Consider the following 18,713-nt stretch of genomic DNA (forward strand, 5'->3'; position numbering starts at 1 on the left):
TTCATCTTGTATTTCTTACGGTCTTGAGACTTTCTTTTTCTGCTATGGCCCAGACTTTGTGTGACGGCTCAGAAAAGACGGACATCAACCCCACAACGCCTTCTTCAGATTTTGAAATTAACAATAACCGCACCGTGGCCCATTACCCACGGGCCTGATGTGGATGCGTTGCTCTCTGGGGCAGCTCTGGAATGAGGACCGGCCTGATGCCACGTCTGGGATGAGGCAGTACGGAAGGCTCAGGACTGGAACGAAGCCGGTGGTTTCGGAGGCAACAGGGACTGACGACTTCCCGGATCGAGAAATTGAAATCCATTGCTGAGTACAGATGCGATTCGCCTTCCCGTATGCCCGTAGTTTTTCCACAGGCACCGCGAGTTGGTTCTGGTCTGCTTCCTCCGTTGCAAACAGCCATGATCATGCGTGGGCCTTGATTTTGGTCACGGCTATGTTTACTACGACTACACTAAGGATTTTAGCTGGTTTGTCCGCCTTGTGCGTGGCGGAGAGTAGCGGGGGGCTTTTTTTAGCCAAAAGTGAAAGGAGTCAGTCCCTTTTCCGGGCGAAAGAACAACTGGCAAAGCCCCGCATCAGAAGCGATGCAGGGGCTTTGTTTACTGGATCCGCAATAGCTGCTTCCTGCCGCACTGACTCCGGAAGGACTGAAGGAAGGCTTCGTGGTACACTTCCGGACGGAGCCCTCTTACCGTCCGGAGCAGGTTGGCAACGGATACCATCTTGTGCTGAATAAGCTGGCTTACGGTGTTGAGGCTGATCAGTATGGTATTCGCTTTCCGGACAAGGTGCCGTGCCAGAAGAATCTGGTCTTCATGGTCATGGATGATGCTTGCGGGAGCGGAAGCCCATAGCGGTCCGTTCAGCGGGGGGATTGGTGATGCCAAAACGAATCCCTGAAAAAAAAGATCCAGAGGCTGGCGGAGATCCTGCTGGGAATGGCCAGTGAATAAGAAGGGCATGTTTGAATGCACTTGCTGTCACATAAAAGAAGCAGGCTAAGCTTTAGGGTGGGGCAGTCCCTTTTATTAAAAAGGATGGGATTATAAAGGAAGAGAAAAAGCTATCGAGTGAGGGATGTGATGGCCGGATTGAGTGTAGCCATAAGCACTATCTGGCGATGGTGTAAGATTGGGATTTTCCCGAAGCCGAGAAGATTTGGTCAGGACGGCAAGCTTATAGGGTGGTGTGCTGAGGACATTGAAGGTTTTAAGGCATCCATCAAAAATGTTTCCGCCTAAAAACAAATGGGAAGGGTTTTTACCTTTCCCATTTGTTTTTTCCATAAAAAAAAGAAGCCGAAATTTTCCGGCTTCTTTATCGTTTTTCTTTTTTTGTCTGAGTTTTTCTATAATGCAGCTTGCCTATGGATGGCCCTATAGACGATCTTTATGGCCTGCTCTTAAGGTGTTGAAATTAAATATAAAAAAATCTAAAAAATGGCGGAGAGAGAGGGATTCGAACCCTCGATGCGCTTTTGACGCATACACGCTTAGCAGGCGTGCGCCTTCGACCTACTCGGCCATCTCTCCGTATTTTTTTGTGGCGGAGGAGGTAGGATTCGAACCCACGGGGCTGTGACACCCAACGGTTTTCAAGACCGCCGCCTTCAGCCACTCGGCCACTCCTCCAACAACGACTTGGATGATTAGCACTAAGGCAGTGTTCCGGTCAATGTTTTTTTGAGTTGGCTACCCTGAGGTTCTTTGCGATGGGGTCAATTTTCAGCTGAATGCAGCCCTTTATTGACACACGGGAGTGAGCGTCTATAATATAAAAGTTTTATTTAGCTTCCCACACCGGACCCGAATAGTCGGGCCTGAAGGAGATTCCAATGAAGCAGAAGTACCTGTTGTCCAAAGATACGGAGAATGGCCTGACTGTGAAAGAATACGCCGAGCTGGAGACGGGCATTTTCTCTCTGCTCTGCGAGGAAAATTTTACAGCGGAAACCATAGAAATGGCTATTGCGGATGGCAAAGAAGCCCTCATGGGAGCTTTGCGGACCCATAATATGTATCCGCCCGCAGGCTTTGCAGAACCCATTTCTGATGCAGTCATCGCCCTTTTTGCAGGGGGTGAGGAGCGTAAGGAACTGTTGTTTGATGACATGGATTTTATTTCACAGGAACAGAATATCGCTGCCAGCTATGAAAGTGATGATGATTCATCAGATTTGATTGATGATCTCCTGGAAGATGATCTGGATGCTGATGCCTACAATGAGGATGATCTGGATGAGCTGGATGAAAGTGACAAAAAAGGCAGTATCAAGCTTGCCGATGATGAGGGCGGTGTGGATATCGATATCTGATTGAAAAATTTCGGTGTGCATCGGACGGTGCCGGGGCCCTGGCCATTTACGGGTTTCCGGCATCCCTCTTTATAAACGGAATAAATGACCTTTGAATATCCGGGAAAGTCATTGTTATGAAAGAGCATTTAAAGAGCCTTGTGCTCAAGGCTGCGGAACGTGCCCATGGATCAGGTGCCCTTGTATCTGAAGTGTTTCCGGAGTTTGAGATCGAGGTCCCCAGAGCGGAAGCCCATGGGGATTTCTCAGCAAATATAGCAATGGTTGGGGCGAAGACCCAGAAACTGCCCCCCCGTAGGATTGCAGAAATTCTACTGGATCATCTGGAAGACAGCGCCGACATTCTGGAAAAAACAGAAATAGCAGGACCCGGGTTCATAAATTTTTACCTGAAACCTTCGGCCTGGTTGCCCGTTATCCGCAGGGTGCTTGATGAAGGAGCCGTTTTTGGCCGTGTGAATGAGGGCGGCGGACGGCGGGTTCAGGTGGAGTTTGTCAGTGCGAATCCAACGGGTCCTCTTCATGTGGGACATGGCCGGGGAGCTGTGGTGGGAGATGCCATGGCTAGTATTTTATCCGCCTGTGGCTATGATGTGGAAAAGGAATACTACATAAACGATTCCGGTCGTCAGATCCTTACCCTTGGTACCTCTGTGTGGCTGCGCCTGAAGGAAGCTTCCGGGAAAGGCACAGCCTTTCCCGAAGACTGTTATCAGGGTGATTATATAAAAGATCTGGCCCTTGAAGTGAAAGAGCGCTATCCGGAGCTGTCTGCTCTGGATGATGAAAAAGGGATTGCTGCCTGTGCCCGATTTGCCGCCGACAGCATCCTCCATGGAATTAAAGAAGATCTTGAAGCTTTCGGTGTTGTCCATGATAAGTGGTTCAGTGAGCAGAGTCTTTACGATGAGGGAATTGTGGATGCTGTACTGAAGGATCTGGAAGCTACCGGCATTGTGTATGAAAAAGACGGAGCCAAATGGTTCCGGACCACTGACTGGCAGGATGAGAAGGACAGGGTGGTTGTGCGCAACAATGGCATGACTACATATTTTGCATCTGACATCGCCTATCATAAGAATAAATATGAAAGGGGCTTTGACCGGGTTATTGACGTATGGGGGGCTGATCATCACGGTTATATCAAGCGGATCAAGGCGGCTGTAGCCGCAACGGGTACGGATCCGGATCGTTTTGAGGTCATTCTGGTACAGCTTGTTGCTCTGCTCCGCAATGGACAGCCTGTGGCCATGAGTACCCGGTCCGGTGAGTTCGAGACATTAAAAGCCGTTGTGGATGAGGTGGGCAAGGATGCAGCCCGTTTTTTCTTTCTGATGCGCAGTTATGAAACCTCCCTTGATTTTGACCTGGAGCTGGCCAAGAAAAAAAGTAATGATAACCCCGTGTTTTATGTCCAGTACGTGCATGCGCGCATCGCCAGCATCCTTCGTAAAGCCGAAGAGATGGGTATACAGGAAAATCTTGAGAAGCTGGATCTTCTCAAGGAGCCTGAAGAGATCCAGCTGGTACGCCACCTGGCCCGCTTCCCGGAAACCATCGCTCTGAGCGGCAGCAGGCTGGAACCCCACAGGGTCCCTTTTTATATGATGGAGCTGGCCTCTGCTTTCCACACCTATTACAACTGCCATAAAGTTCTGGGTGAGGATGAAATTCTGTCTTCGGCAAGGCTGGCTCTGATTAGGTCTGTACAGCAGGTTATTCGTAATGGGCTGGTTCTTTTGGGGATTTCTGCTCCAGAAGAAATGTGACCGGGTTGGTGAGGAAAAGAACCATGACCCGGATTTCCGAGGGAAGTGAGAAAAAAGACCCCAGAAATACCGGGGGGGCAGGCCAGATATGGGACAGTTATGTTTTTGTCCTTATGGTGGGTGTTTTCATGTTTGTGCTGGGTCTTCTGGTGGGTAGGGGAACGGCTCCGGTAACGTTTGATATTCCACGGGTAGATGCCCGTCTTCAGGAACTCTTTGCAGGTAAAGGGGCGCAGGAACCTCTTCAGACACCGGAGCTGGCATTTTTTGAGGCTCTGAAGCATGGCGAAGACATGACAACGGAAGATTTACCCCGTAAAACTCTTCGGTTTGACGGGGAAAAGGTGCCTATGCCAACGGACTCTTTGCCTGTAGAACCGGTGGAGAGGGTTTCAGCGCCTGCGTTTTCTGCAGAGCCTGCCCCCCGGACCGTAAGGGAATTATCTCCAGAGCCGAAGCCTGAAAAAAGAGTGTCGCCACAGGAATCCAGACAGCCATCTCCTGCTTTGGGAGATGGATCCTATACCATTCAGATAGCTGCCGTAAAACGACCGGAAGATGCCGCACGTCTGGTGCAGAGATTCCGTGATCTGGGGTATGCCGCCTATGCCGTGACAGGAAGTGATGATGAAGGCGGGGTCTGGTACAGGGTCCGGGTGGGGCGTTTTTCCGGCCGTGAGGCTGCTCAGCCTGTTCTGGACCGTCTGCAAAACGAGCAGGTAAGGGGTTTTGTGCTGCGGGCGGAGTAGGCCACATCTGTGATGGGTATGAACCATATTGAATTTGTAAGGGGGATATTCCGATGAGGATTTCTGCAGAAGAAATTTTGCACGTGGCAGGGCTTGCCCGTTTGCATATGGATGAAGAAGATATGGACCGCATGGCCGGACACTTGAGTGCTATTCTTGCTTATGTGGATACCCTGAAAGAGGTGGATACGGAAGGCGTGGCACCCATGTCCCATGCAGTTCACCTTGTCAATGCCATGCGGGAGGATAGGGTGGGAGAGCACCTGGGTGTGGAAGCGGCCCTTTCCGGAACGCTGGAAAGGGAAAACGGTCATTTTCTGGTTCCTAAAATTGTGGGCTGATCCCATAGGGCAAAAATGAGGTCTGTACCGCCTCAATGAGGAGAGTGAACATGAGCCATACCGAGGGCCTGTATATACATGAAGCACGTAAGCATCTGGATGCCGGAGATTTCACTGCCGTTGAGCTGACTCGCCAGACTCTGGATGCCATTTCAGATAAAGATCCACTGATCAATAGTTATATTACGGTGGATGAAGAGTCAGCCATGGAGCAGGCCAGGGTAGCGGATGAAAGAATCCAGAGGGGTGAAGCGGTCGGCCTGACGGGTATTCCCATAGGGTTGAAGGACCTGATTCTCACAAAAGGGCTGCGAACCACCTGCGCCTCCCGTATGCTGGAAAATTTCATCCCTCCCTACAGCGGTACTGTTGCAGAAAAACTCATGGCTGAGGGTGCTGTAATTACGGGAAAACTGAATATGGATGAGTTTGCCATGGGGTCTTCCAGTGAGTCATCATTCTTCGGACCCGTAAAAAACCCATGGAACCCGGGTCATGTCCCCGGGGGATCATCGGGTGGCAGCGCGGCTGCCGTGGCGGCGGGCCTCTGCCTCGGCTCCCTTGGAACGGATACGGGAGGTTCCATTCGTCAACCGGCAGCCCATTGCGGTGTTGTGGGACTGAAGCCAAGTTATGGACGCGTTTCCCGGTATGGTGTGGTTGCCTTTGCCTCTTCGCTGGATCAGGTCGGGCCCATGGCACGAAGTGTGGAAGACTGTGCAATGCTGCTGCAGGCCATTGCCGGTTATGATCCCAGAGACAGTACTTCCGTCAATGTGCCGGTCCCGGATTACAGCGCTTCGTTTGCAAGGGATCTGAAGGGAATGACCATAGGGTTACCTGTGGAATACCACAGTGCGGAAGGAGTGAAGCCAGAAATCAGGTCAGCCATCCAGGAGGCGGTCAAGGTACTTCAGACCTGTGGTGCTAAAATCGTGGATATCCGGTTGCCTCACATGCCCTATGCTGTTGCGGCCTATTATGTGGTGGCTTCCAGTGAGGCCAGTACCAACCTTGCCCGTTTTGACGGTATTCGCTACGGATACAGAACACCTGATGCGAAAGATCTCCTTGATTTGTATGAAAAATCTCGGTCTGAAGGTTTTGGAGAAGAGGTGAAACGTCGTATTCTTATCGGTACCTATGCCCTGTCTTCAGGTTACTATGACGCCTACTACAATAAAGCACTGAAGGTAAGGGCTCTTATTGCAAAGGATTTTACGGATGCCTTTGCATGCTGTGATCTGATTGCAGCCCCCGTTACTCCGGCACCTGCCTTTAACATAGGAGAGGTTTCGGATGACCCGCTAACAATGTATCTAGCTGATATTTTTACTATATCAGCCAATCTTGCCGGTATCCCCGGAATGTCGGTGCCTTGTGGATCAACTTTCCATGGACTTCCCATGGGGCTGCAGCTCCTGGGTAAGCCTTTTGATGAGTCGACCCTTTTTAAGGCCGCCTACGCCTATGAAAAGGAGGCGGCCTGGGGCCGTGCACTTGCGGATCCCCGGAAGGCAAGGCTGTGAGAGCGGATGTCGGGTCCTCGTCTGCGGTAACGGCGGTATGCAGGCGAATGGGAGATGACCGGCCTTCGGGAATCGGGAAACCGGTGGCAATGGTTGCGATGATGGTGTGGCAGTGTTTTGATGTATTGCTTCTAAAGAGGACGTTTCTGCTGAGCCTGGTACAAAATGAAAAAAAGTGGAGACGGTGGATTTTTTCTTCGTGACCTGCAGGGAAGGAAGGCTGTTATAGCCTTCTTTTTCTTTTTTTGACAAGCAAGAATACAGACAGGCTCTTTCCGTATTGGTAGCTGGAAGATATCTTGGGCGGGATACTTTTCAATTCTTTTAACCGGATTGTTTTTAATCAAAAAAGTTTTTTCCCGGAGTGTGGTATGTCAAAAATTCGTGTGATGCCGGACATTCTTTCCAATAAAATCGCTGCAGGGGAAGTGGTGGAACGCCCGGCTTCCGTGGTCAAAGAGCTTGTGGAAAACAGCCTGGATGCGGGAAGCACGAGTATTGAGGTAGCCATAGAAAAGGGTGGACTGGCAGGTATCCGGGTTTCGGATAACGGTCATGGCATGGCCTCCGACGATGCCCTGCTGTCTTTGGAACGGTATGCCACAAGCAAGCTTACGACGGACGCGGATCTTTTTTCCATCCGTACCCTTGGTTTCCGGGGGGAAGCCCTCCCCAGTATGGCCTCCGTATCCCGTTTTGAGCTTGTCAGCAGGGAAAGGGGTGCGGTGTCCGGAGTACGTGTCCTTGTGGAGGGGGGACGGATTCTGGATGTGGCGGAGGCAGGAGCCGCGCCGGGAACGGTGGTTTCCGTAAAAAGACTTTTTTTTAACGTGCCGGCGCGCAGAAAATTTCTTAAAACGGAAAGTACGGAAATGGGGCACATTGCCGATACCCTTCTTTCCGTTTCCCTTGGCTTTCCGGATGTTCAGTTCAGGCTTCTGCATAATGGCAGGGTACTCAGGCATCTTCCCGGAGGAGGCTCCTTTATCAGGGCAGTGGATGTGCTGGGAAAGGAGGTCGAGTCCAGGCTTTTCCCCGTGGAGCAGGCAGGAGCCGGGATTCGGGTAAGGGGCTGGGTGGCATCCCCGGATATATCCCGTAGCAGTACCCAGCGGATTTATCTTTATGTGAATGGCCGGTATGTCCGGGACAGGTCTGTTTATAAGGCCCTTTTTGAAGGTTATAAAGGCCGTATGATGACGGGCCGTTATCCTGTGGCCGTTCTTTTTCTGGAAGTGGATCCGGCAAGGGTGGATGTGAATGTGCATCCCACCAAGCATGAGGTTCGTTTTTCCGATGGCCGATCGGTCTGGGCCGCTGTGCGGGACGGGGTGGCTTCCGCATTGAGCATGGAGGACAGGCGCAAATGGCAGACACCCTCCTTGCTTTCCCGCAGGGAAAGCCTTGAAGAGATGCGCAGTATTGTCGCTTCCCATGGGAATCCTTTTTTATTGCAGAAAGAAGAAGTTGCAGGAGAAGAGCCATCAGAGGAAAAGATTTCTCAGGCCGATGGAGGTTCCGTCTCCAGGGATGAGATCCGGATGATGTCTGTTCAGAAGGGGTCGGAACCGTCAATGAATGCTGCTCGGGTAGAGGAGAGGACCCATGACGGCGGAAAAGAAGGAAGGACTGACAGGGATTTACCCCTGCCGCCCGTTTCTTTCAGGGCAGAGAGGAAAAGCCGGCTGCTCTCCGGTTCTATGCAGCGGGAAAGTCTTTTTGATAAAAACGGATTTTACGCGGAACTGAAGGTCATTGGTCAACTGCATGAAAGCTATATTCTTTGTGAGTCTGAATCCGGCCTAGTGGTAGTGGATCAGCATGCCGCTCATGAGCGTGTGCGCTATGAAGCCCTGCGGAAGCGGCATACAGAAGGCCGTGGACTGGCTCAGCAGCTCCTTGTGCCCTATGTGGTGGAGCTGGGTTTCCGGGAAGCTGTCGTGGCGCAGGAGCTGCTGCCCTATCTGGAAAGCCTCGGGCTTTATGTGGAGCCCTTTGGGGGAAACAGTTTTGTGATTAAAGCTGTTCCCGATCTTCTCTCCCACGGAGATATCGGACGGGTGTTTACGGATATGGTGGCCGAAATGGCGGCTGTGGGTCTGGCCGGAGGGCTTGCGGAAGCACTGGATGAGTGTCTGATTCTCATGGCTTGCCACTCGGCTATCCGGGCCAATCAGGCGTTGAAGCCCGAAGAGATCCGTCATCTTTTTCTTGAGCTGGATGCCTGTGCTCATCCTTCCCGGTGTCCCCACGGCAGGCCCATCTGGATTCAATGGGAAAAACGTTTTCTGGAAAAAAGTTTTGGCAGAATGGGGTAAAGCAAAACGGACACCGCAAGCATTTCAGGCGATGTCCGTTTTTTTGTAAAGTTTGTCTGATCAGTCTGCAATGAAGAGGGCCAGAGACTCAATCACCGGTTTATCTTCAACGTTCATGATCTCAATAATTTCTTTGTGCAGGCGTTTTTTGTGTTCGCCAAAGATACCGCGTTTTTTGTGGAAGGTTTTGGCAAAGGCCACGGATTCCGCCATCAGGCTTTCCAGATTGTCGCAGGCCCTGGTGATCACATGATCGGCTTCCATCTCCGCCGCTCCTGCCCGTTTACCTGTAAGCTTCATTTCATTGAATTTGTAATAGGGAATGGATTTTTTGCAGAAGGCGATCATGCCGGGCAGGAAGGGAATGCCAAGGTCCACTTCAGGGAAACAGAAATATCCCCGGTCGGCGCGCATGAAGCGGAAATCACAGGCGCAGCTTAAAATGGCTCCATTACCAAAGGCGTGACCGCTGATGGCCGCAATGGTGGGTACGGGAACGGTGAGCAGTTTGGCAAAGACCTCATTCATTTTGTACATGAAATCTTTCATGGCCTGATAATCCTGGGCGTTCAGTCTTCCGCCCAACCACTCAAGATCCACACCCTGGCTGAAATTTTTCCCGTCATTGCCCGTAAGAACAATGGCTTTGATTTCTGGATCGGCAAGTGCTTCATCAATGGCCGTGCACATTGCTTTGCCGAATTCGAGATTGTGGCGGTTTTCCCCGCTGTTCATGCGGATAATGGCAACGGATTCGTCTTTTTCCCATTCAACAATAGCCATGGTTTCTCCCTGATGCTTGCGGGGCTGAGCCCGTCGTTTCGGGTTGTTCCGGACTGTCAGGCCGGTTTCTCAAAAGTTATTATCTGTCAGGGATAGAGCAAAAGATCCTGCTTGACAAGAGCGGAACGCAGCCTTTTCTTCTTACACCTGTTTTTTTGTGTGCAAAAGAACGGTTTGAATCAGGACGCCGGTTCCGTGACGGGAATGGGAAGGGCGCATTGACACGTAAGGGCTCCATTGGGTAGCCTGAAGAAAAGTCTCTGAAATGGCAGCTTTTCGGGTTGCACGGATACCGGGTAAACAAAGAGGGGGAGGCTTGCATTATTTGCCTGTTTCCCATGAAAAAGGAGGTTCCATGATCATCGGACTGGATGTGGGCGGTACCCATACGGATGTGGTACTGCTGGGCCCGGAAGGGGTTCTGGCAAGGACCAAGGAGGTTACGGATCAGGAGAATCTTGTGGATACGGTTCTCAGGGGTGTGGACGGGGTGCTGGGTGACATTGACCCAGGTAAAATTACCCGTGTGGTTCTCTCCACCACCCTCACCACCAACAGTGTGATCCGCAACACCCTTACCCCCGTGGGCATGGTGGTGGCCGCAGGACCGGGAATGGACCCAAAACTCCACGCCATCGGTTCTTCCTTTCATGTGGTGAAAGGTGCACTGGATCACAGGGGGGCCGAGATCGCCGCACTGGATAAGGAAGCCGTCAAAAAGGCTTTTGCCCTTATCAGGGAAAAGGGTATCAGGGCTATTGGTCTTGTAACCAAGTTTTCCGTTCGCAATCCTTCCCATGAAGAGGCCATGGAAAAGGCGGCCAAGGGGCTTTTTGATACGGTTTTCTGCGGTCACAGGCTTTCCGGGGTGCTGAATTTCCCCCGCCGTATTGCTTCCTGCTGGCTGAATGCAGGGGTTCATGATGCTTTTTTTTCCTTTAGCCAGGCTGTGAAGGAGGCTTTTCGGGCAAGGGGGATCATAGCGCCTGTGCATGTGCTTAAGGCGGATGGTGGCACCTTTTCTCTGGATGCGGCATTGGAATGTCCCGGAGAAACGGTACTTTCCGGGCCTTCGGCCAGTGTGATGGGAGCCATTCCCCACTCCCCTTCCGCTAAAGATGTACTGGTGCTGGACATTGGTGGCACCACCACGGATATGGCCGTTCTTATAGATAAGGTTCCTGTGCTGGAGCCCCTGGGTGCGGAAGTGGGCGGCGTGAAAACCCTTTTCAGGGCTTTAAAAAGTGTGAGCATCGGCCTGGGCGGAGACTCAGAGCTTACGCGTAAAGGAAAAGAGCTTCTCATCGGGCCGGACAGAAAAGGTCCTGCCCTCTGCCTTGGCGGACCCGTTCCCACACCCACGGATGCCATGGCCGTTCTCGGTCTTTTTGAAGGTGGTGACAGGGCAGCGGCTTTTAAGGGCATGGAAACCCTTGGCAGGGACCTTGGCATGGAAACGGAGGCGGTTTCCCGCTTTGTGCTGAAAAGCCTTTGTGAGAAAATCCGGGATGCGGCCTTTGCCATGGTCGAGGGTATCAATGCGAGACCCGTTTACACCCTCCATGAAATGCTGGAAGGTTATGTTGTAAAGCCCGAAGCCCTGCTTGTTATGGGTGGTCCGGCTGCGGTGCTGGCTCCCGGTCTGGGTGAGGCCTGCGGTCTTGAATCCCGTGCCGTTCCGGACTGGGGGGTGGCCAATGCCATTGGTGCGGCCCTTGCCCGTACCACCTGTGCCGTGACTGTGCTGGCGGATACCCAGCGGGGTTTTGTGCGGGCACCGGAAGAAGGGTATTCTGCTGAAGCGCCCATTGCTTTTAATATGGATGATGCCATCGCCCTTGCCAAAAAACTGGTCCGGGAAAAGGCCTTGCGTCTGGGGGCGGATGCAAAAGGACTTGAGGTGGAAGTGCTGGAGGCTCAGGAGTTTTCCATGATGCGGGGTTACCGCCGTGCTGGTAGAAACATAAGGGTTCGGGCTCAGGTGAAGCCGGGGCTGATCCGAAATGGGGGGGTAATATGATGCTGAAGGCAAAAAGCAGGATAGGACTGGTCTTTTTTCCGGCCTTTGACTGGGCCATCGATCCCAGCCATCCGGAGCGGGAAGAGCGTCTTCTTTATACCCAGGATCAGATTTTTGAAGAAGGCCTCATGGACATTGAGGGTATTCAGGAATTCAAGCCGGATCTGGTGACGGATCAGGATATACAGAGAGCCCATTTCTGCGTGCCCGATGAGTCAACGGTCACCACCAGCAGTCACTATGTATCCGCAGGCGGGGCCAAAACCATGGCAAGGGAGCTGATGGAAGGCCATATAGAAAAGGGTTTTGCCCTCGTTCGTCCGCCGGGTCATCATGCCATGCGGGTGGTGCACGGGGGTAGGGGATTCTGCAACATCAACATCGAAGCCATCATGGTGGAATATCTGCGCAGCCAGTGGGGTGTTAAGCGCATTGCCATTGTGGATACGGACTGTCACCACGGAGACGGCACTCAGGATATTTACTGGCATGATCCGGATGTGCTCTTCATTTCCCTGCATCAGGATGGCCGTACCCTGTATCCGGGTTCGGGGTTCATGGAGGAGCTGGGTGGACCCAATGCCGCAGGCTATACGGTGAATATTCCCCTGCCGCCCCACACCTCGGAGGAGGGCTATCTTTACACAGTTGAAAATGCGGTGATGCCCATACTCGATGATTTCAAGCCGGACCTCATCATTAACTCAGCAGGTCAGGATAATCATTATACAGACCCCATCACCAACATGAATTTCACAGCCCAGGGCTATGCAAAACTGACGGAGATTTTAAATCCCCACATTGCCGTGCTGGAAGGGGGGTATTCCATTGAGGCGGCCCTTCCCTATGTGAATGCTGGCATTATCCTTGCCATGGCGGGCCTTGATTACAGCCATGTGCTGGAGCCGGATTATAATCCCGCTGTTCTGAAGGAATCGAAGGATACCCTGCAGTATATCCATAAGCTCTGTGACCGGGTGATGGATCAGTGGAGCCGCAGAGGTCCGGAACTTTCGCAGAAGGTATTCGGGAAAAAGGAATTCCATGAAAGATCCCGCTCCATTATGTATGATACGGACGGCATCTATGAGGGGCAAAAGGAAATTCTCCGGTCCTGCTCGGACTGCGCCGGGTCTTTTCGCATTGAAAGCAAGTCGGACCGGGACTGGCGCATCATAGGCGTGCATATACCTTTGAATGCCTGCCCTGCCTGCAAGGCTCAGGGAGAAGAATGGTACGAAAATGCGTCCGGTGCGGACAAGGCCTATCTGCAGGATCGCAGTCGGGATCTTTACCTGAAAAAATAGTAATGGATCAGCACAGTTTATTCTCAAATTCGAATACAGTAATTGCAGCAGCGTCGTGCTGTTGCAAGGCACCTTGGCTGTTTGCAAGTGACGTTGCAATCGTTTCGGATCAGAGATTCGAAGGCCTGTGCGAAAGAAGCGGCAAACTGTCTGAGCCGCCACAAAGGCAGCGTGCTTAAGTCTGCTATGGTAATCAAAAAGCTTGTCCTGCCTGTGGCGGGGAGTTTTTGCCGCTTCCGCACAGGGCAAGAAGCTCGAAGAATAAGCTTGCGTCACGGGCAAATAGCCTGGGTGCCTGTGCATCTGCCTGGCAGGTATGCTACTTGGAAAATTGTGCTGAACAGTTACAAAAAATCACTGTAAGGAGTGGCATTGGGCATGGAAGCCAAGGCTTTTCGCAGAATGCGGATTCGGGCCCATCTGGAAATGAGGATGCGGATGGCAGCGGCTGTCCGCAGCTTTTTTGCTGAAAGAGATTTTTTGGAGGTGGAAACTCCCATCAGAATTCCAGCCCCTGCACCGGAGGTACACATAGACTGTGTGTCTGCCTCCGGAGCTTTTTTGCAGGCATCTCCGGAGCTTGCCATGAAGGAGTTGCTGGCCTCGGGTTTTGACAGAATCTTTCAGCTGGCTCGCTGTTTCCGTGCAGGTGAGCGGGGGGTAAAACATCTTCCGGAAATGACTTTGCTGGAATGGTATGTGAAAGAGGAGGATTATCGCTATATGATGGAGGAGACGGAAAAACTGATCTGTTATATGGCAGAATGCGAAGGCATGGGCGGCATCCTTGTCTGGCAAGGGAAAAATGTAGATCTGACACCACCCTTTGAAAGGCTTTCCGTTGAAGAAGCTTTTTTACGCCACGGTAGCCTGTCCATGGAAGCAGCCCTTGAGAAGGGCTGCTTCAACGATGTCATGGGGCTTGAGATTGAGCCGGAGCTGGGTCGTACAAAACCCGTGTTTCTCCATGACTATCCCGCATCCGAAGCCTCCCTTGCCCGTATGAAACCGGAAAATTCAGCCCTTGCAGAGCGATTTGAGCTTTACATCTGTGGTGTGGAGCTGTGCAATGCCTACACCGAGCTTGTGGATGCAAAGGAGCAGGCCGTTCGTTTCCGGGAGGCTGCGGCAGAAAGGGCAAGGCTTGGAAAGAGGGCTTATCCTGAGGCCGCCACTTTTCTGGAGGCCCTGGGCCATATGCCGCCTGCAACGGGGAATGCTTTGGGTTTTGATCGTCTGGTCATGCTTTTTTCGAACGCTCCGGATATTGATCATGCCACGGCCGTGTTGCCGGAGGAATTGTAATTTCCGTTTCCTAAGGCTGGGGGAAACGTTTGGTTATCTGGAACCCATAGGTGTTGTCCGGGTTCAGATTAGGATACAGAAAAAGGAGTCTGCAGGATGGATAATACTTGGAATCCCGGTCGTCTTCTTCGTCTTTCCGGTTCTTACTGGGAGGTCTGCACTCTGCATACGGGGGTGAAGCTGGAAGTTTTCACCCTTCTTTCTTCTGGCCCTCAAGGGGCGGAAGCTCTCTGTCATGCCCTGAAGGGGGATCTGCGGGGAGTGGTGGCTCTGCTGGATGCCCTTTCTGCCATGGGCCTTCTTGTAAAAAAGGAGGGGCTTTACGGGAATACCCGGGGCGCGGAAGATTTTCTTGTGAAAGATGCTCCCGGTTATGTGGGCTATATGATTCTGCACCACCATTTTCTCATGGATCCCTGGAATCGTATGTCAGAGGCCGTTCTTACGGGAAGATCCGTGGATAGCAGTCTCAGCGGTGCTACGGAAGAAGCGGAACGGGAAAGTTTTCTCATGGGTATGTTCAACATTGCTTCGGCCGTTGCGCCGGGTGTTGCCAAGGCCCTGGATCTTTCCGGATGTGACCGTCTTCTGGATTTTGGCGGAGGTCCCGGCACCTTTGCTATCCATCTGTGCATGGAACATCTTCACCTTCAGGCGGAGGTGTACGATCTGCCCACCACAAGGCCCTTTGCGGAAAAAACCATTGCCCGCTATGGCCTTGAAGGGCGCATTGGCTTCAGGGATTTTAATTTCCACGAGGACAGTCTGCCGGAGCCGGAAAGCTTTGATGCCGTATGGATTTCTCATATTCTTCACGGGGAAGGTCCGGAGGATGCACAGAATGTGGTGGTAAAGGCACTGGAAGCCCTGAAGCCGGGGGGCAGAATTTTTATTCATGATTTTATTTTGACGGATGATCGTACCTCTCCCCTTTTTGCAGCCCTTTTTAGCATCAATATGCTGGTGGCAACGGATCGTGGACAGTCCTATTCAGAAAAAGAAGTCAGGATGATGTTGCAAGCCGCCGGAGCAGGTTCCATCCGGCGGCTTGCTTATAAAGGCCCGACTGAATCGGGTATTCTTATGGGTATCAAGGCAGGATAAGAGGGAACAGGAAGCTTTTTACAGGTCTTTGGGCCGGAAGATAGATCAGTAATGGATGATAAGCGACTTTTTTATCTGATTCACAGGGTACATGGCAGGTTGATCCATGCGGTGGATCAGTACCTTTGGGAAAAGCTCCAGATTACCAGTGCCCAGCTGATGGCACTTTTTTATATCCGGGATCATGGCGGCTGCCTGCTCAAGGATCTGGGGGAGGGAATTCAGCTGAAAAGCTCTGGTATTACCGGTCTTGTGCGTCGTATGGAAAAAAATGGTCTGATTGTTAAAAGTCCTTGTGAACAGGATGGCCGTGGTTTTCGACTGTGCATTACACCTGAGGGGGAAGGCATTGCTGTCCGGGCCGTTCCCATGATCAGTCATCTGAATACCATTATTTATGAGGGCTTTTCCCATGAGGAGCTGGATACGGTTTTCCGTTTTATGAATCTTTTTCTGGAGAGAGTTTCAGAGCTTCCGGCAGGTTTCCATGCAGACGATGCACCGTTTTGTTAGTTGTGAAAAGAGTCGGGCTTTGTATGCAGGCGGTCAGAGGATTGCTATGGGAAAGCAGACCCATGGCTTGTTTTGTGGTGAATGGCTTTGCGCTGTGTAAGGGTTTGTTGCGGCCTTTTTTTCCGTATGAGGACGACAGTTTGCGTTGTTTATGTCTGGATGCTTCCTTCTGGTATTCAGGGCGGCAAGGAGAGGTGAGTGATGTTTTTGAGAAAGCTTCTGGTCCAGATCTGTAACGAAAGCGGGTGCAGGAAGGCAGGAAAAAACGGAACCTGCCATGCCGGAAAAAGGTCAGGGAGATAGTTCTTGACATGGATACGCGCGAGGAATAAAAAGCGGATATAGTTTGCATGCGTATTAAAATTGATTCTTCCTGAAGGGGGTTTTCATGGGAAACTGGCATACGACAGGATGCGTGCTCTGCGCCCAGAACTGCGGGTTGGAAATTCTGGTGGAGGAAGGCCGTATGGTGAAAGTAAGGCCGGATAAGGACAACCCCAGAAGCGAGGGCTATGCCTGTCGCAAGGGCCTGAATGTGATTTACCACCAGTATCCGGCAGATCGTCTCACCCATCCTTTGAAAAGAGTGGACGGTGCCTTTGTTCCCATCTCCTGGGATCAGGCCATGGAGGAAATTGCGGAAAAACTGAAAACCGGCCTTGCCGCCCACGGCCCCCGTTCCTTTGCCTATCTGGGAGCTTCCGCCCAGGGGGGGCACATGGAAGCCGGGTTTGGGGTAAGCCTCATGCGGGCTTTGGGTTCCCAGAACCTCTACACCTCCGCAGGCCAGGAGTTTAGCGGAGCCTGGTGGGTGCAGGGCCGCATGTTCGGAAAGCAGTATATCCTCACCGGCCCGGATGAGCATGAAACCCAGATGCTGGTGGCCTGGGGCTGGAACGGGATGCAGAGCCATCAGATGCCCAAGACCCCTATGGTACTGAAGGAAATCAGTAAAAACCCGGAACGCCTTCTCGTGGCCGTCGACCCCCGAAAAAGCGAAACCGCTGAAATGGCGGATATCCACCTTGCCCTCCGGCCTGGAACGGATGCCCTCCTCATCAAGGCCATGATCGCCATTCTGGTGCAGGAAGGCTGGGAGAAAAAAGAATACCTTGAAGCCCATTGCGAGGGCTGGGAGCGCATCCGGTTCTGGTTTGAAAATTTTGACAGCCGGGCCGCCCTTGAAGTCTGCGGCCTTGCCCATGAAACCGTGCATGAACTCTGCCGCCTTATGGCTACCCGCCGATGGTCCTTTCATCCGGATCTTGGCATCTACATGGGCAGGCACAGTACCCTCAACTCCTATCTTCTCAATGTTCTGGGCTCTGTTTGCGGTATTTTTGGACAAAGGGGCGGTAATATCATCCCCGGCATGGTTATGCCCTTAGGCTTTCATGCGGATGAGCGCAGCGAAAAGGTCTGGAAATCCGCCGTTACCGGAATGCCCCCCGCCGCAGCCGGATCTTTTCCCTGCAGCATCCTCCCCGAAGAAATCCTTAGCGATCACAAAGACCGCATCCGCTCCATCATCGTGAGCACCTGCAATCCCCTACGCTCCTGGCCGGATACCAAGGCTCTGGAAAGGGCCTTCTCCAGCCTCGATCTTATGGTGGTTTGTGATATGGTCATGAGCGAAACCGCCCGCCTGGCCCACTATGTGCTGCCCTGCCGCAGTTTCTATGAATCCTATGACGGAACCTTCTTTCCATGGACGTATCCTGAAGTGTATTTCCAGCTGCGAAGGCCCCTTGTGAAACCCCATGGGGAAAGCCTTGAAGCCTCGCAGATTTTCACCCTGCTTGCGGACAGGCTGGGCCTGATCCCGGAAATTCCGGAAAAGGTGATGGAAGCCGCATCCAAAGACCGCATGACCTTTGGGGCCGAACTCATGGGCTGGATTGCAAACCATCCGGAGCACCTTTCCAAAATGCTCTTCATTCTGGGAAAAACCCTGGGCAAAGCCTGGGACAGTGCAGCCCTTGCGGCCCTCTGGGGTATGATGATGACAGCCCCGAAGTCTTTCAGGAAAAATGCGGCCCGTGCCGGATTTGAAACGGGCTTTGACATGGGCGACCGGATCTTTCAGGCCCTGTTGGATCATCCTCAGGGACTCTGGGTTGGGAAGGTGGATAGGGAAAAAAACCTTGATGAAGTAAAAACCATTTCTGGAAAAATTAATCTCTTCATTGAGGAGCTGGCGGAAAAGGCGGCATCCCTCACTGCAGCAGAAGAGATCAAGGCCCTGACCCTGCCGGAGGATTTTCCGCTGGTTCTTAATGCCGGGCGGCACCGCTCCACCAACATGAACACCCAAATGCGAAACCCGGAATGGATTAAAGGCAAACGCGGCTGCACCATCGCCATTCATCCCGAAGAGGCTGCAAAACTGGGGCTTCAGGATAAAGACACCGTCCGGGTGGTCACGGAAGGGGGCAGTGCCGTAGGCGAGCTTGAGGTGAAAGAGGACGTGCGGCCGGGCATGGTGCTGATTCCCCATGGTTTTGGTCTCATCTATGACGGTGTGAAATGGGGCTTTAATGTGAATGATCTTACCATGCACACCCACCGGGACCCCATCGGAACGCCCCTTCATCGTTTGGTACCTTGCAGGCTTGAGCTCTGTGGGGAAGGGAAGGGACTGTGATC

General features: G+C 52.3%; 15 protein-coding genes and 2 tRNA genes. 13 read left to right on the forward strand and 4 right to left on the reverse strand.

Going from position 1 to position 18,713, the window contains the following annotated elements; all coding sequences use genetic code 11:
* Nucleotides 1–614: 614 nt before the first annotated feature.
* Nucleotides 615–902, reverse strand: coding sequence for a hypothetical protein (locus OOT00_RS03775; protein ID WP_265423961.1), 288 nt, complete (start codon nucleotides 900–902; stop codon nucleotides 615–617).
* 192 nt (nucleotides 903–1,094) lie between these two features.
* Here OOT00_RS03775 and OOT00_RS16360 point away from each other — a divergent pair, with 192 nt between their 5' ends.
* Nucleotides 1,095–1,256, forward strand: coding sequence for a helix-turn-helix transcriptional regulator (locus OOT00_RS16360; protein WP_368407576.1), 162 nt, complete (start codon nucleotides 1,095–1,097; stop codon nucleotides 1,254–1,256).
* 199 nt (nucleotides 1,257–1,455) lie between these two features.
* Here the strand turns inward: OOT00_RS16360 and OOT00_RS03780 are convergent.
* Nucleotides 1,456–1,547 (reverse strand) — tRNA-Ser (locus tag OOT00_RS03780).
* Between the two features lie 11 nt (nucleotides 1,548–1,558).
* Nucleotides 1,559–1,646 (reverse strand) — tRNA-Ser (locus tag OOT00_RS03785).
* Between the two features lie 203 nt (nucleotides 1,647–1,849).
* Here OOT00_RS03785 and OOT00_RS03790 point away from each other — a divergent pair.
* The 6 genes from OOT00_RS03790 (at nucleotide 1,850) to mutL (ending at nucleotide 9,035) form a co-directional block, all read left to right on the forward strand.
* The gene (locus tag OOT00_RS03790) at nucleotides 1,850–2,329 is read left to right on the forward strand and encodes a hypothetical protein (RefSeq protein ID WP_265423962.1); all 480 of its coding nucleotides are present in this window, start codon (nucleotides 1,850–1,852) and stop codon (nucleotides 2,327–2,329) included.
* Between the two features lie 116 nt (nucleotides 2,330–2,445).
* Nucleotides 2,446–4,098, forward strand: coding sequence for an arginine--tRNA ligase (argS, locus tag OOT00_RS03795; RefSeq protein ID WP_265423963.1), 1,653 nt, complete (start codon nucleotides 2,446–2,448; stop codon nucleotides 4,096–4,098).
* Nucleotides 4,099–4,121: 23 nt separating this feature from the next.
* Nucleotides 4,122–4,847: an SPOR domain-containing protein gene (locus OOT00_RS03800; RefSeq protein ID WP_265423964.1), complete on the forward strand. Its 726-nt coding sequence runs from the start codon at nucleotides 4,122–4,124 to the stop codon at nucleotides 4,845–4,847.
* Between the two features lie 53 nt (nucleotides 4,848–4,900).
* Nucleotides 4,901–5,188, forward strand: a complete 288-nt coding sequence (gene gatC / locus OOT00_RS03805; protein WP_265423965.1) for an Asp-tRNA(Asn)/Glu-tRNA(Gln) amidotransferase subunit GatC — start codon at nucleotides 4,901–4,903, stop codon at nucleotides 5,186–5,188.
* 50 nt (nucleotides 5,189–5,238) lie between these two features.
* Nucleotides 5,239–6,717: an Asp-tRNA(Asn)/Glu-tRNA(Gln) amidotransferase subunit GatA gene (gene gatA, locus OOT00_RS03810; protein WP_265423966.1), complete on the forward strand. Its 1,479-nt coding sequence runs from the start codon at nucleotides 5,239–5,241 to the stop codon at nucleotides 6,715–6,717.
* Nucleotides 6,718–7,088: 371 nt separating this feature from the next.
* On the forward strand, nucleotides 7,089–9,035 hold the full coding sequence (mutL, locus tag OOT00_RS03815; RefSeq protein WP_265423967.1) for a DNA mismatch repair endonuclease MutL: 1,947 nt from the start codon (nucleotides 7,089–7,091) through the stop codon (nucleotides 9,033–9,035).
* Between the two features lie 60 nt (nucleotides 9,036–9,095).
* On the opposite strand, the gene OOT00_RS03820 is transcribed toward mutL, so the two are convergent.
* Nucleotides 9,096–9,818, reverse strand: coding sequence for an enoyl-CoA hydratase/isomerase family protein (locus OOT00_RS03820; RefSeq protein WP_265423968.1), 723 nt, complete (start codon nucleotides 9,816–9,818; stop codon nucleotides 9,096–9,098).
* Between the two features lie 355 nt (nucleotides 9,819–10,173).
* Here OOT00_RS03820 and OOT00_RS03825 point away from each other — a divergent pair, with 355 nt between their 5' ends.
* From OOT00_RS03825 to OOT00_RS03850, 6 genes are all read left to right on the forward strand, one after another.
* Nucleotides 10,174–11,838, forward strand: coding sequence for a hydantoinase/oxoprolinase family protein (locus OOT00_RS03825; RefSeq protein WP_265423969.1), 1,665 nt, complete (start codon nucleotides 10,174–10,176; stop codon nucleotides 11,836–11,838).
* Nucleotides 11,838–13,145, forward strand: a complete 1,308-nt coding sequence (locus tag OOT00_RS03830) for a histone deacetylase family protein (RefSeq protein WP_265424158.1) — start codon at nucleotides 11,838–11,840, stop codon at nucleotides 13,143–13,145. Before OOT00_RS03825 ends, OOT00_RS03830 begins: the two co-directional genes overlap by 1 nt.
* Nucleotides 13,146–13,523: 378 nt before the next feature.
* Nucleotides 13,524–14,450, forward strand: coding sequence for an EF-P lysine aminoacylase EpmA (epmA, locus tag OOT00_RS03835; protein WP_265423970.1), 927 nt, complete (start codon nucleotides 13,524–13,526; stop codon nucleotides 14,448–14,450).
* Between the two features lie 96 nt (nucleotides 14,451–14,546).
* The gene (locus OOT00_RS03840) at nucleotides 14,547–15,554 is read left to right on the forward strand and encodes a methyltransferase (protein ID WP_265423971.1); all 1,008 of its coding nucleotides are present in this window, start codon (nucleotides 14,547–14,549) and stop codon (nucleotides 15,552–15,554) included.
* 51 nt (nucleotides 15,555–15,605) lie between these two features.
* A complete protein-coding gene (locus OOT00_RS03845; RefSeq protein ID WP_265423972.1) occupies nucleotides 15,606–16,067 on the forward strand; it encodes a MarR family winged helix-turn-helix transcriptional regulator in 462 nt (153 codons plus the stop codon).
* Nucleotides 16,068–16,455: 388 nt separating this feature from the next.
* Nucleotides 16,456–18,711 (forward strand): molybdopterin-containing oxidoreductase family protein, encoded by a 2,256-nt coding sequence (locus OOT00_RS03850; RefSeq protein WP_265423973.1) that lies wholly within the window; start codon nucleotides 16,456–16,458, stop codon nucleotides 18,709–18,711.
* Nucleotides 18,712–18,713: the final 2 nt, after the last annotated feature.

The sequence above is a fragment of the Desulfobotulus pelophilus genome (genome assembly GCF_026155325.1).
In the GTDB taxonomy this organism is placed as follows: Bacteria; Desulfobacterota; Desulfobacteria; order Desulfobacterales; family ASO4-4; genus Desulfobotulus; species Desulfobotulus pelophilus.